General features: G+C 47.6%; 9 protein-coding genes. 7 read left to right on the top strand and 2 right to left on the bottom strand.

Annotation, left to right across the window (positions count from 1 at the left end):
• Nucleotides 1-794 precede the first annotated feature (794 nt).
• A complete protein-coding gene (locus ACJJI3_RS19300; protein WP_444907129.1) occupies nucleotides 795-953 on the bottom strand; it encodes an ADP-ribosylglycohydrolase family protein in 159 nt (52 codons plus the stop codon).
• 249 nt (nucleotides 954-1,202) lie between these two features.
• Here ACJJI3_RS19300 and ACJJI3_RS19295 point away from each other — a divergent pair, with 249 nt between their 5' ends.
• The 3 genes from ACJJI3_RS19295 to ACJJI3_RS19285 all read left to right on the top strand — a co-directional run bounded on the left by ACJJI3_RS19295 (nucleotide 1,203) and on the right by ACJJI3_RS19285 (nucleotide 4,156).
• Nucleotides 1,203-1,532: a hypothetical protein gene (locus tag ACJJI3_RS19295; protein WP_444911623.1), complete on the top strand. Its 330-nt coding sequence runs from the start codon at nucleotides 1,203-1,205 to the stop codon at nucleotides 1,530-1,532.
• A gap of 761 nt (nucleotides 1,533-2,293) precedes the next feature.
• Complete coding sequence (locus tag ACJJI3_RS19290) at nucleotides 2,294-2,833, top strand: hypothetical protein (RefSeq protein ID WP_282931061.1); 540 nt, start codon at nucleotides 2,294-2,296, stop codon at nucleotides 2,831-2,833.
• A gap of 471 nt (nucleotides 2,834-3,304) precedes the next feature.
• Entirely contained in the window at nucleotides 3,305-4,156 is an 852-nt protein-coding gene (locus ACJJI3_RS19285) for a universal stress protein (protein ID WP_413663505.1), read from the top strand.
• A 67-nt stretch (nucleotides 4,157-4,223) separates the two neighbouring features.
• On the opposite strand, the gene ACJJI3_RS19280 is transcribed toward ACJJI3_RS19285, so the two are convergent.
• The gene (locus ACJJI3_RS19280; protein ID WP_444940614.1) at nucleotides 4,224-5,870 is read right to left on the bottom strand and encodes an alpha-amylase family glycosyl hydrolase; all 1,647 of its coding nucleotides are present in this window, start codon (nucleotides 5,868-5,870) and stop codon (nucleotides 4,224-4,226) included.
• Nucleotides 5,871-6,140: 270 nt separating this feature from the next.
• Between ACJJI3_RS19280 and ACJJI3_RS19275 the strand changes: the two genes are divergently transcribed.
• The 4 genes from ACJJI3_RS19275 (at nucleotide 6,141) to ACJJI3_RS19260 (ending at nucleotide 13,766) form a co-directional block, all read left to right on the top strand.
• Nucleotides 6,141-6,989: a DUF3014 domain-containing protein gene (locus ACJJI3_RS19275; protein WP_413663508.1), complete on the top strand. Its 849-nt coding sequence runs from the start codon at nucleotides 6,141-6,143 to the stop codon at nucleotides 6,987-6,989.
• Between the two features lie 397 nt (nucleotides 6,990-7,386).
• Complete coding sequence (locus ACJJI3_RS19270) at nucleotides 7,387-9,384, top strand: DUF3857 domain-containing transglutaminase family protein (protein ID WP_444940613.1); 1,998 nt, start codon at nucleotides 7,387-7,389, stop codon at nucleotides 9,382-9,384.
• Between the two features lie 3 nt (nucleotides 9,385-9,387).
• Nucleotides 9,388-11,559, top strand: coding sequence for a tetratricopeptide repeat protein (locus ACJJI3_RS19265; RefSeq protein ID WP_444940612.1), 2,172 nt, complete (start codon nucleotides 9,388-9,390; stop codon nucleotides 11,557-11,559).
• Nucleotides 11,560-11,846: 287 nt separating this feature from the next.
• Nucleotides 11,847-13,766 carry a VCBS domain-containing protein gene (locus ACJJI3_RS19260; protein WP_444940611.1) on the top strand — a complete coding sequence of 640 codons (1,920 nt, stop codon included), beginning with the start codon at nucleotides 11,847-11,849 and terminating at the stop codon, nucleotides 13,764-13,766.
• The last annotated feature ends 8 nt before the right edge of the window (nucleotides 13,767-13,774 follow it).

Raw genomic sequence — 13,774 nt, 5'->3', positions numbered from 1 at the left:
AAGTAGGGTCAACTTATAAGCACGCCTTTTCCCAGGCACTTGCAAATACTTGGATTGCATTCGCCCCACAGTAGGAGCTAGAAATATTCTCCTCAGGCGACACAACCAATAGGCATTCGCTCAAGAAAAGAATTTGTGGGAAGCACCGAAAGCGGCGAAGAAAAGTTCAGGCTTATCATCACAGGTGACCATTTATTATTTTTTGCAATTCAAGCCAGATATTTGGAAACCCCAACTATGCAGTATCTAAACTGCTGGATTTCAATACCCGGCCAATTGATCACTCATCCTGAGATATCCACAGACCACCAAAGGCATCAATAAGCCGGTAGTGTGTGAATAGATACCGAACAGCAGCGGTAATATGCACCTCCTGTGCTACTGCAAACCCGAAATTACAACTATTCGGGCATTTGGAAGGCTAATAATCAGTGCTTGAGAGCACATCCTCCCTATAGGGGGCGTAGTAGATATTTGTGCTACAGGTCTAAATAGCGAAGATAATTTGGCTTTTAAGACCAAAATTTAAACAGACGGGAAAACAGAATCACTCACAACTCTAGCTTTAAATGCTTGAAGTAATGACGGTATGTGAGCACTTCTTAGCGATGACTCTAGATAGATAGAAATTAATACCCCAGATATTTCTTAGTTATTCCATGAGCATAATCGCAGTGTTCATCAAACTCACTTACAGGCCAATCTCGAAACTCCAGTAGATCCTGACCTATTTCTGATATCTCATCAGATAGCTCAAGTTGAGCCAACCAGTTTGCAAGAATTGCACCCACACCCTAATTGGCACCAATCAGGATTCCGCTAATAGAACCTGTAGAATCTAAATCGCCATCGTGATTAACAGCCATCAGCAACGCTTCTTTGAAGCTTGGAGCTTTAAGGGCACAGTAAACTGAAATAACAAGAGCCTCTTCAGCCACCCAACCTTCCCCCACCTGTTCAATCGCCCGACCTCAAGGTCTATCTCCACGAGCAAGCTCTTCAGCCAACTCTATAGCTATAGCGTCTCCATATGATTTGGATGTTTACACAGCTCCGTTATAGCTGTAGTAATGCCTTGTTTACCGTAGTCTAGAGTAATATTGCATCCAGGATATCGAGAAAATCGACATAATCCTGCATTATGTGCGCTGGGCTTACAAGAAATTACTCGACTGTTCGACAAGTGTAAATGGAGGCAGTAATTGAAATTTAGCAAGCGGCAAGTAACTTTTCTTTCACTTGCCTTATTATCTGGATTTGTTGCATGGTACGCTCTCGGTGCTGCATCTTCTTGTGCTCATTTTGATATTAAAGATTTTTGCAAAGGCGTATTTACTGTTGCACAAGATGAAATGGTGCTAAGCGAAAAGTTAAACTGCTTCCGGCTAGCCGAGTTATCTAGTTCGCTATGCGACTACACTTTCAAACTGGGTATAGGTGCGCTAGCCCTGGGTATATCGACGTTAATAATTAGCATTAGAGAATTAATCTACTCAAATGTCGTAGACAACTGGAATATCGAAAATTCATAATAAATTAATGAAAGTCACTCCGACAGGGCTGGAGCTTCACTTCGCAGTTTCTCTGTAACGCTTAAACCTTTTATAGCGCGTTATGAGCCAAGTAGAATGAATAAAGAAATTGCTAATTGATAAATAGCATATAACTAGTCAATGAACTACTCCTCTTCGACATTTCAGGACTTACATTTCGTCTAACTACGTTTTAGGTACACAATGTGGTTACCTCAATACTCAGAGACTAGATTTGTGTCAGTTTAGTCAGTAGCTAAAAATACGTATAACAAGCGACGGTACAAATACACGTTTTGCGTTTTGGACTCTCTACAAGTCGCTAGCAAAAGGAGCGGGCGTTAAACATAGAAACTTTCTAAAAACACTTCAATTTGTCACTTAAACACCCAAATCACTTAGTTTATCTACCTACCTCCTACAGCAGATGTGGCAATCTGCCATACAAAACCTGCTATGCATCTAAGCTATTGCGGTAGATAATTTTGATTAGTTCCTCAGACTGCAGGCTCAAGTTTTGGCATAGTGTATCTGAAGGAAATTACCTTACAACTTGGCACCATAGCTTCATTCAAGTGTGATCTCACCTTATCAGTAGAGAAAGTAATGTATTTTCCTTGTAAACTTACCGGGCAGTGAACATGTAGTTCATTCCATCTGCACTAACTATAAAACCGCTCAGCCGGTAACTGAAATAGACAGCTAGGGCTCGATCCCTACTGTGAAGCTTCAGCTTTTATATTCAAATTAAGGGGAAAAGGATGAAATTTTTCAAAGGGATAAAGGTATTTTGCCTTGCAGTGACACTTTCAGCTTTATACGGATGTGGTGTCGCACACGTAAAAACAGACGTTCAAGCGCAAAGTTTTGAAGACTATAAAAATATATTAATACAAGACGTAAGGGTGTACTCAAATGAAAGTGCAGCCAAAAACAATAGTGCCCTACAGGAAAAAATGAAAAGTTGGGAGCTCCATACCCGCAGTGAACTCGAGGAATTTGCCAGAGAGAGCGATTATCAACTCGTCAATTCCTTAGATGAAGCTGAAGGCAAGACTTTGCTCGTTGATCTTGATGTGAAGGTTCAATACGGAAATCGCGCATTGCGCTGGGCTGTTGGCTTTGGCGCAGGAAAGGGAGGCGTTGACTCTGTCCTGACTGTTAAGGACTCCGAAACCGGTGATGTTAAATACAAGGCTCACGCCGATAGTGATCTGTCCGTGGGCGGTGCAGGTGGAGATATTGGCGCTGTACTTAAGAAAAATATCAAAGCGCTCATTGACCAGTATCGGGAAGTCTAAACCTTACGAATTGAGCACTAGGGACGCGCGTATAGTGCGCGCTCCCTCTTCACCGAGTAAGTTTCTTTGGGAAAGACTAAAAGAACCGATCACGGCTTAACTCAAAGAGCCTGTAGCCGATAGTTACTTATGGTGTTGTAGTTAGCCCCCCACTCTCTAAGTAATTCCAATCCCAACATACTCCAACCAGCTCTCAATAACGCTACCAGGCAAGAATACATTTTGAATTCTGGTCACCCGCATTTTGGTTGTAGTAGGGCTTGCACGCGCTACCTATAAACTTGATCTACCTCAATACCCCCACCCCCAACTTCGCCATTATGCGCAACAAAATTATTCGATGAGATAGGCGCCAAATTCGACAAATGGGACAGTCAGGTACTCGGGCTGACCACCCCATCATGATAGATTAGACCTCTTGGTCAACTGCAGGTCGCACTGGCCAGTAACACGCTTAGTTGAGGAGAAAAAATGGAGCAGCAAAGCACCGTATTCGTTGTAGTGGACCCTAACGATGAGAAGCATGTAGCTCTGGAGCGAGCCCTGATCACTTCACGTGGACGCAATCCTCAGCCGCGACTGGCTGTATTCGTCGCAGTTGATGGTGAAGCGGTGGATACCCGTGCAGTTAACGACCACCTATTTCGCGATGAGTCGTGGTTCCGTGAACAAATTCGTGAACCCATCTCAGAAGCTGGTCTTTCCTGTGAGATCACTGTTTGCTGGTCCAGTGATTGGCAGGCGGCCATCGTGCAGGAATCAAAGCGTTGCAACGCAGAAATGATCTACCTACCAGTACACGCGAAGAGCAGCCGTCGCTTTACCTTCGCCGAATCCAAATGGCGAGTCCTGAAAACAGCGCGCTGCCCAGTGGTATTGATTCGCCCCGGCGCCAAGGACGAGCGCAAAGTTGTATTGGCCACCGTTAACTACCAGGCAAAAACCCTCGAACAGCGCGAGCTCAATCGCCAGATCAGCGAACGCGCGACCTATATCGCAGGTCATTACGGAGCAGAGCTACACCTCGTAAATGCTTTCCTGGATTCCATGCTCTATCCAGATCGCGGTGCTTTGGCCAAGCTTGCCGATAAAACCGGTGTCCCCACCCATCGCATTCACGTAAAGCGCGGCTATACCAGTGATGTTGTTGAGGAGGTGGCCCGTGAGATCGATGCAGATCTGGTCGTAATGGGAACTATGAATCAGTACGGCGAGACCGGTTCATTCCTGCGTGGCAATACTGCCGAGCGTGTAATTGGCCAGTTAGATGTTGATGTGATGGTATGTAACCAGTTCACCACAACAACAATGAACAACGATTAAGTCATCCCATTTTCAAGGATGCTGACAGCCCCAGCAGTGCTACCTGCCGGGGCTTTCTTTTTTGGATTTACTGCAATTTAGCAGATAGCAGTAGCAAAGTTCCCTCGGTATCAAAAGTCACCCGGCCATCCTCAACTTTGGCTCGCTTGCCCGAGTAGTAATCGGTCAGTTCGATACCATCGGCAAACACACCTTTAACTGATACGCTCTTCTCTCCTGCGGACAGTTCCATCGCCACAACTACCGGCTGCTCACCAGATAAGGTGCGGGAGAATGTATAAGGCTTATCCTCCAGCTTCTGGTGTACACCAGCTCCAACTGCCGGGTGCGATCGACGAAACTGCCCAAGCTTCTGCCAATGAGCCAGCAATGCACGGGTTTCCGGCTTTTCCAAGTCATCCCAGTTCATATTTGTGCGCATAGAGGCGTCGCCGAATGCCCGATCATCAATCATGGGGCGCGCCAGTTCATCACCGTAATATATCTGCACAGCACCGGGCGCTAACATCAGTTTACTTGCGGCACTCAGTGTGTGCTGGCGCTCGCGGTCAAATGAGTGATGGTCATCGTGGGAGCCTAGATAATTTAGGACACCGAACCCTTTTAGTTCGCCACTGTTCAAGGCGGAAGAATAACTGGAGAAAATATCCTCCGCTGGCTTGCCCGCAACCTGGGCAAAATCGAAGTTAATCAGACTGTCAAAACCGTACTGATAAAAGTCCACTTTCCGGTCGCTATAATCGTAGGAACGACCAACACTGGGACCAAAGTTGTTAACGCCGAAATGGTAAACCTCACCCACCATAAAGAAATTGCGATCATCCAATTTCTTCTTCGGGTTCTCAGCCTTCCACTCAGCCAGGGCTATATCCGCTTCGTTTTTCAGTATTGCCCAGGCCTGTGGCTCTACGTGTTTGACGGTGTCCACACGAAAACCATCGACACCGTATTCACGCACCCAGTCGGTTAACCACTTGATCAGGTAATATTTGGGGGCACGGGGATAGCCAGTGCGCTCGAAAAAGGCATCCAGCTCGCGCTGCTCTTGCTGCAGGCGGCCTTCTTTTTTCCACTTTGCCACCAGTTGCGGCGGCAACTCGACATCTTTCTCGCTCTCCGTGAGGATATCCGTCAGGTTCGCGTGAATTGCACACTCAACATTGCCGGCATAGTCAGACCAATCGCATTGCTGACTATTGCGCAGCCAACTCGAGGGCCACCTGGAATCCTGTTCAGTGACTGGCCCGGTGTGATTGAGAATTACATCCAGCAATACGCGAATCCCCTGGCTGTGAGCTACCTCAATCAATTCCGCCAGGTCTGCTTCAGTGCCAAAGTTGGCATCTACGGCAGTCCAGTCCTTAGGCCAGTAGCCATGGAAAGCGTAGGTGCGTTTATCGGACTCATTGTAGCCATGGATGTTCTCAATCACCGGGGCCATCCAGATAGCATCGACCCCGAGATCATTAAAATACCCGGCTTCAATTTTCTCGATAACACCGCGCAGATCCCCTCCCTCAAAACCGCGCAGGTATGCTGCATCGTCTTTCCGGCCGTAGGGGAAATCATTGCTGCTATCGCCGTTATTAAAACGGTCCGGCAACATAAAATAGACTGTCGCATTGCGCCAAAAAGGGTCTACCGGCTCTGCAGCCACGGCAGCTTGTACACCACCCAGCATCAGGCCAATCAATAAGCTGGTGAATTTTCCCATTGTTCTCTCTTTTATTCGCCGCTCAGAATTATTCAGAAGCTCCCCAGACCACTCTAATAGGCCCAGTAAATCAAACATCCTCCCGCGCGGGGGCGTAGGCACTGCGCAGGGTTCAAGACCGGCGATAAGGTTGTGCAATTACCCCATAGTAAAACTATTTTGCGAGCGGCGCTTTTGCAGAGTAATGTAAAACCAGCAGATCGCGAGAAACCGCAGCGCTTTGTCGTGGTCCAAGCGTCACATTCTGTTAGCAGTCAAAGGAGGCAGGGAATGTCGGAACAACAATCTAGGCAAGGGTGGATCATCGGCATTATTGTGGTGGTCGTTGTCGCTGCAGCAGCCTATTGGCTCTGGACCGGCGAGGAAAAGAAAAAAGAAATTCCCACCATCGGTGTTGTCGAAGAACCCCAAACTGCTCCCGAGCCAGAAGCCCTGGCACAACCTGAGAGCCAGGAACCAGCCCAACCGCCCGAGGAGCCGGTCATCGAAGAGGAGCCCGGCAGAGAGCCACCTCCCCCCCTGAACGAGAGCGATAAGGCCGCATATGACGAATTAATGTCCTTGGCACCCGACGGCGCCTTGTCCCGCTGGCTGGTACCTGATGAAGTAATACGTAAATGGGTAGCCGCTGCCAACGCAGCATCCCGTGGTGAGTTGATTCACAAGCATCGCCCGCTGAAAACCATTCGCGGCCCCATCACCGTTACCGGGTCATCCGCTGAAGGCTACCAGCTTTCCCCGGAGAACTATCGCCGTTACGACCAACCAGTACGATTGTTCGCACTGGCTAACACTGATGCAATCATCACCTTGTATCAATACTGGTACCCCCGTTTAGCCCAGGCCTACGGCGAGCTGGGGATTCGCAACAAGTCATTCCACCAGGTGGTGATTGGAGCAATCGACAATGTACTGGCAGCGCCAGATGTTGAAGGCCCTATTCAATTGATACGCCCGTCGGTGTATTACAAATTTGCCGATCCAAAACTGGAAAAACTCCCTGGAATACAAAAGCTGATGATCCGCATGGGCCCCGACAATGCAGCCCGAGTTAAGGAAAAGCTGAAAGAGATAAAGGCTAAGCTCGAAGAAATGCCCGTTCAGGAGCAAACCCAATAAGCAGATCTCAGGTCACTCAGCTTACAAGCTGGGTGGCCTCCCACCTTCAAGATTCGGTTGTTTTTTAACCACTTTATCGCCTGGACACAACAAACCCTGCCTTCATCAATTTGAACCTCCGAAAAACTTATTCAAAACGCCAGCGGTCATACCCATCCGATACTCAGCCCATAGCCATTGGGGTATATTACCGGCTGTTCACTAAACGATCCCAACACCAAGCGGTAACGGAGCGCCGCTGCCAAACGGCAACAGGCACTGCCCTATAGGGAAGATCCAGGGTTCAACAGGAGCGAATCAATCGTAGGGTGCCCTGCGTGCCCCTTCTGCTTACTCCCCACCCAAGATCTATTCTGTCTCCGCCGGTATAGGCTGTAGATAACAATCGAGGCTCATTTTGAAATATCGTTCCTTCGGCCAAATTCTGGCTGTGACTCTCTTATTTGCTGTGTCGCTGGCCCAGGCTACCCCTGAAATTAACATAGCCCCAACACCCACTTGGGTGGATGCCGTCGACCTCTCGAGTAGTGTTGCCACACCCGAAGGCAGTGTTAGGTATCACCTGAGCAACTCCCAGATATCCCATACGAACGAACAACACCAATACTATTTTCAGTTGGTGATGGAGCCCCTCAATCAACAGGGGGTTAAACAGGTATCGGAACTGAACATTAGTTTTTACCCCGCGTTCCAGCAGCTGGTCGTTCACGAAATTACCGTCACCCGCAATGATCAAGTGATTGATCGCCTGGACAAACAGGACTTCAAGTTATTCCAGTCTGAGCAGGAGCTGTCCAGCAAACTCTACTCTGAAATGTGGAATGCGCTTTACATTCTTGAGGATATCCGACCCGGTGACAAAATCTCCTACGCTTATACACTCGAGGGAAGCAATCCTATTTTTGAACGCGGGGATTTTGGTACTTTCTACTTGTCATGGCCGGATGCCATCGACAGGCGCTATGTAAAAATTACCAGTGACAACAAGCTCAATTACCGTTTTAACAATGAAAAAGTACCGGTGAACGTTACCCGCAATAATGGCACTTACCAGTACACACTGGACCTGAAGCAGGTGTCTCCGATACTTCAGGAGGGGGAATACCCTCACTGGCATGACCCATTCAACTACATCCAATATTCAGGCTATAACAGCTGGGCTGAAGTAAACGACTGGGCAATGACACTCTACGATATTGACCTCTCCCTGCCACAGGAACTCACCCGGCAATTGGATCAATGGCGCGCAGAGGAAGGCCTTGAGGGAGCTGTCAGCAAGGCTATTGCCTACGTTCAGGAGGATATTCGCTACTTTGGGATCGAGTTTGGAATCAACTCACACCAACCGCGAACGCCGAGAGAGACTTTGGATAAGCGCTATGGCGACTGTAAAGACAAGGCCATATTAATAACCGCCATGCTGTCTCACCTGGGGGTTAACTCCTACCCCGCCTTGGTGTCTTCAGGACGCGGGCGTGACCTTGCCAATGATATCCCCTCTCCCAGTTCATTTGATCATGTAATCAGCGTCATTGAGCTCAATGGACAAGATTATTGGGTTGACGGCACCGCTTCCGGACAGGGCTCCAATATCAAAAGCAAAGGCTTCTTTGATTATGAATTGGCACTCCCCATTCGAAAGGGAACCCGAGCATTAAAACAAGTAACCACGACTTATCCCGCCAATGGCACTCTGCAACTGGATGTCACCGAAAATTTTGAAATCAATGCCGGAGCCAATACCGCAGGGCTAACTGTTGAGTCCACCTACAGCGCTCTCAAAGCGGAGCAAATGCGTCAATTTTTCCAGTCAGCGGACTCTGAATACATAAAGAGTAATTACGCAAACTTTATGGCAACTTACTACCCCGGTATTGAAATCACTTCCAATATCAAGCACCAGGACAATCGGGGTGAAAATGTACTTCAGGTATCGGAGCTATATGAGATCAGTGATTTTGCCGAGTTGAACTCTGCCCGGAAGATTTTCTCACTGTATGGCTCCAGTATCGCCTCTTACATCACCAGCCCCCAGAAGCGTATTCGCCATAGCCCATTAGCACTGGCACATCCTGTGGATATCAACCACAAAGCAGTAGCCAAAATTACTGGAGAGGTTTTGTGGAGAGAAGAATCCCAGGATCTACAGATAGACAATCCCTGGTTCACCTTCTCCAGAACCTCCGATCATATTGGCAATAACATCTCGGTGAACTACGCCTTTAAATCCAAAGCGGACCATGTCCGCAATACGGATATTGCCGAGTATATGGAGCAACTCGATAAACTGGATGAAGCACTTCAATATCAGTTCTGGGCCAAGGGCGATAATTCGAATACTCAGGAAACCAGCAAGGCAATGAAAAACCTGGTTAAGTCACTGATCAGGAAGTAAATAATGAAAAAATTCCTTTTTGCCCCCGTTATTTACTTACTGGCCTCTTGTGCGGCCCACACTTCCATCGAACCCGGCGATAGTGAAATAAGGCTGCTAACCGAACAAATTGCTAGCGCTCCAGATACAGTTGCTTATGAGGATTTCTGGGTTGCCTATCTTGAGTCTCAGCAACCCCTGAATAATATCGCGGCCAGAGAGCGCTACCAGGCGGAGCTATCCGCGATTGAATCTGGGGATAAGTCTTGTGAAGCCGTGGACTGGAAGGCCGTAACAAACAACAACATCCTGTCACTAACGCCCCATCTCAGCGCTGCAGAATGCTATGAGTCTGTGGGACAGTTAGAAGCAGCCAACTACCATAAAAACCTGTTTGAATTTATTGCTACTGGTATCCTCTCCGGACGCAGTGGTGAGTATAGCTACAGTGCCTTTGAGGTCGGGAGCTGGGCAGATGCAGAAGACCTGCTCACCATATCCGGCTATGAAATTATTGATAGCTATTTTGAATTTGCAAATAGTCGCAATGCTATATACCGCGTTTATAACGTAAAGGAAGTAGGCGGCTATCAGGTATCGAAAATCTACTTCGATAATGCCCGCTTTCTACACCGACTGCTCGCGATCCGGTATCCATTTGCCGGCACATCAGATCAGCTCTATACAGATGTGATCCAGGTACTAGCCTCTACAGATTATGCCGCTCGACACGCCGAAGGCATTGTGTTTCATGCGGAGGGGCAGTATCCACAGGCTGAACAGGCTTATCTGGACGCTATTGTTATGGGATCCATTTCCGCCAATATCAGTTTAGGGCGGCTGTGTCTGAGTGGCAAAACTGAAAAATTTGCAGTTAACGAGTGCGCACAATTATTTGTTGCTGCTGCGGATCTGGGGCTCGAAGAGGCGAAGGTTTACCTAGCCTATATAGCCTTTATGGGCCTGGGAATTGATCCGGACGAAGAATTAGCAACTTCACTACTCTCCAGTGCCGAACAACACCTGAAAAAGGGCCAGGCGGAGTATGAACTCTACTCCCTTTTAGCGTCAGAGGAATTTAACTCAGCGAACGAATCCGGTGCTGCACAATTCTTGCAAGCCAGCGCTAATAGAGGTTACCCCGTAGCCCACTTTACCCAGGCTATTGGTTACCTTGAGCAGAATAATTACTATCAATTTGAACAGCTTATTCAAAAAGCTTCCGATAACGGATTTTCACCAGCCCAGTTTTTTTATGCCAGCTACCTGCTGGAGGAGAAAAAAGAAGCCAGTGAGGGCATGGCACTTCTCAATGAGGCTGCAATTGCAGGCAACCCCGCTGCACTCTTTGAGAGAGGGCGTATCACACAACTAGGCGCCCATGGCCAACCGGCTAATATCAATCAATCTATCAGGGACTATCAAGCTGCGGCATATCGCAATCATCTTCCCGCACAATTAAAAATGGGGATACTGCACTCCAAGAATATTATTGCAGACGCCAACGCCGATATTGCCTATGCCTGGTATTTATTGTGTGGACGGGCCGGCCACCTGGAGTGTATTACCAATATGGGTTACTCCGCCGAAAATGGTTATGGAGTGGAACAAAATCCGACCCATGCAGCACAACTTTATAGGCTCGCAGCTGCAGAAGGCTCAGCCAACTCCAGTGCCAGGTTGGCCGGACTTTACGAGGCCGGTAACGGAGTAGAAAGGGACCTGGAACAGGCAATCTATTATTACACTCAAGCAGCAGAGAGGGGACTAGCAAGCGCTATGAATAAGCTGGGGCTCATATATTTGGACTCCGGTAGTGATTCTTTCAACAACTATCCCGAGGCTCTTCATTGGTTCGAGCAGGCAGCGAATCAAAATTCAAAGTATGGATACTTTAACCAAGCCCGTATGTATGAACAGGGGCTTGGTGTAGAAGTTGATCTAGATCGAGCAATGTCACTCTACGAGGAAGCCTCAAAGAGAGGGCACGGCATAGCTTCACTGAAAATTGCTGAGGCCTATAGTCAAGACGATAATCCAGGCAAAAACCTTGATCAGGTACGTTACTATTTGAAATTAGCTACTGAACAGAGTGACGACCAACAATTGAAAAAAATCTTGGAAAACTGCGCTGACACCGAAGAGTGCAATGTCTCACACTTAAAACAGTTTCTGAGTGGACTCCCTGCAGAATAAGATTATTTTTGCGGTCGACTATTCACAGCGAATAGTTGACCGCGTTCAACTTTATTTTGCCAACAGACTCCCAAACCACTCTTTTTCCTACCTTAAAATCCTCAACTATTTTCCGACCTATTTTCTTTATTTTTATTGACAAAAATTTCTAGGTGCGACCGATAGCACCATTTTTTGCTCAAGCAAAAGATCAGCCTCAAAAGCAAGCCAGCCATCACAGAATATGACTGACAGCTCTTTATACTCCGCGCCAATTACATTTGGTTTAACGGATCTATCGAGGCGATATGACCTATTCACTGAAGTTACTCACGGCTATCAGTTTATCTGTATTTCTTACTGCTTGCGGTGGGGGCGGAAGCTCCGATGACAACGAACCTGACGGCACTCCAGTAAGCAGCGATAGCGATTCAGGGGCAAACTCTGACGGCGATGATGACGATGGCAATACTGGCTCTGATGATGACAGCTCCAGCTCTGATGATGATGACAGTTCAGATTCGGATGACGACGACGGCGATGACTCCCCTAGCATAAGCGGTGACAGCGGCAGCGTCAGTGAAGATGTCGAGACAACGGTTTCAGGGCAACTGGTCGATAACTCAAACAGCAATCAAACCTTTGAATCCGGAAACTTTCAAGGGACTTACGGAGAGCTTGAAATATCCAGCGATGGCAGCTGGACCTATACCTTGGACAGTGAACTATCCGATCCAATTGCGGGCTCAGAATTAGTGACCGACGCATTTAACATTGGTATCGGCTCCAGTGATTCAGAAGCCACTATATCCATTTCCATAACCGGTTACGACGATGCCTACACGTTCAATCCCGCCAGCCCACTGGCCACTTTGATTGTTGAGGGTAAGGAATTTTCTTCAGGAACATTCCTTTTGGAGGATGTCGATGGCAATACTCCGGAGTTTGTCGAGGAAACTCTTAATGGATCCTTCGGCGATTTCAAGTTATACAGCAACGGGGATTGGGAATACAGCCTGAATGATTCTGCAGACAGTTTAAAAAATGGCGAGACCACAGAGGATACCATTTCATTTCAACTTAGCGATGGCACTACTCAATCGATTGCCTTCTCTGTCGTCACTTTAGAGCCTGATGAAAGCAGTATCGTATTCATTTTCATGAACTTCTCTGATGCTGAACCTACAGATACCACTGATATCTCTGATATTGCAGATATGGTCTTTAACGATGAGGACTCTCTCGATAATACCTACCTAAAGAATTCATTGGGACAACTAAAATTCCTGCGCCATCGCATCAGCGACAACTCCCTGGAGCATTACTGCTATGGAGAAGGTAGCAATGAAGATAGCTCCATTGACTGTATCAGTTACAACATTCCAGATAACCAGGATGGTGGCACTTTAAGTGTTGAAGATGCGGCAGCCCGTTCCAGCCAGGGAGGAGAATATACAGATGGAGGATACACTTGGCGTGACAATGCAACAGAATGGGCGGAAGCTAATTTAGTTGACGAAAATAACAACCCTATCAACCTAAGCGACTGGCGCCACCGCGTTTACATCTATCCTCCTGAGGCCAAAAGTGCTGGGCTGGTTGGGGCCGGTGTCGCCTCTGTTGGTGGTAAGTGGAGCATCGTTACCGCTTATACAGACCAGATAATAATGGGCCATGAACTTGGCCACAATATTGGACTCAGCCATGCCGGCAATGACGACAACAATGATGGCGATACCTTCGATAGTGGCGAAAGCGAGTATGGAACAGATGGGAGCTTTATGGGGAATGCCTGGACTTCGCGCTTGTTTGGCAGTGGTCACCGAGAGTACATGGGCTGGTATGATTTATTCCCCGAGTATACCCAAACGGTAACACAGGCCGCCGGCAGCACAGAAGAGGTGGAGATTGAGGCTATTGAGCTGACCGCGGGAGAGCTCTCAGGAAATCTGCCCCAACAGCTGAAAGTTGAGAGTTCCGGTAGTCAGAATGGAGAAGACTATTACTACGTGAACTACCATGTAGGCCATGACATACTGAACCCATCGTCTCATATGGAAAATTCAGTATCCGTTCATTATCTCGATAATAGACTCTTTAACCATGTAGCAGAACTCAAGGAACCAGGAGATAGTTTTACCGACTCAAATATTGGCTTAACCATTGAGTTTCAATCTATGGCCTCAGACAAACAGTCGGCCACTATCTTAGTCAGTTACAGTGATTAGGCTATAAA

This window comes from Microbulbifer maximicatervae (SeqCode), from assembly GCF_052466985.1.
This window is presented reverse-complemented; position numbering and strand designations above follow the sequence as displayed.

Bases quoted from the DNA above. Each gene is read 5' to 3' on its own strand.
- ACJJI3_RS19290 (WP_282931061.1), top strand. From the start codon at position 2,294: ATGAAATTTTTCAAAGGGATAAAGGTATTTTGCCTTGCAGTGACACTT.
- ACJJI3_RS19285 (WP_413663505.1), top strand. From the start codon at position 3,305: ATGGAGCAGCAAAGCACCGTATTCGTTGTAGTGGACCCTAACGATGAG.
- ACJJI3_RS19280 (WP_444940614.1), bottom strand. From the start codon at position 5,870: ATGGGAAAATTCACCAGCTTATTGATTGGCCTGATGCTGGGTGGTGTA.
- ACJJI3_RS19275 (WP_413663508.1), top strand. From the start codon at position 6,141: ATGTCGGAACAACAATCTAGGCAAGGGTGGATCATCGGCATTATTGTG.
- ACJJI3_RS19260 (WP_444940611.1), top strand. From the start codon at position 11,847: ATGACCTATTCACTGAAGTTACTCACGGCTATCAGTTTATCTGTATTT.
- ACJJI3_RS19265 (WP_444940612.1), top strand. From the start codon at position 9,388: ATGAAAAAATTCCTTTTTGCCCCCGTTATTTACTTACTGGCCTCTTGT.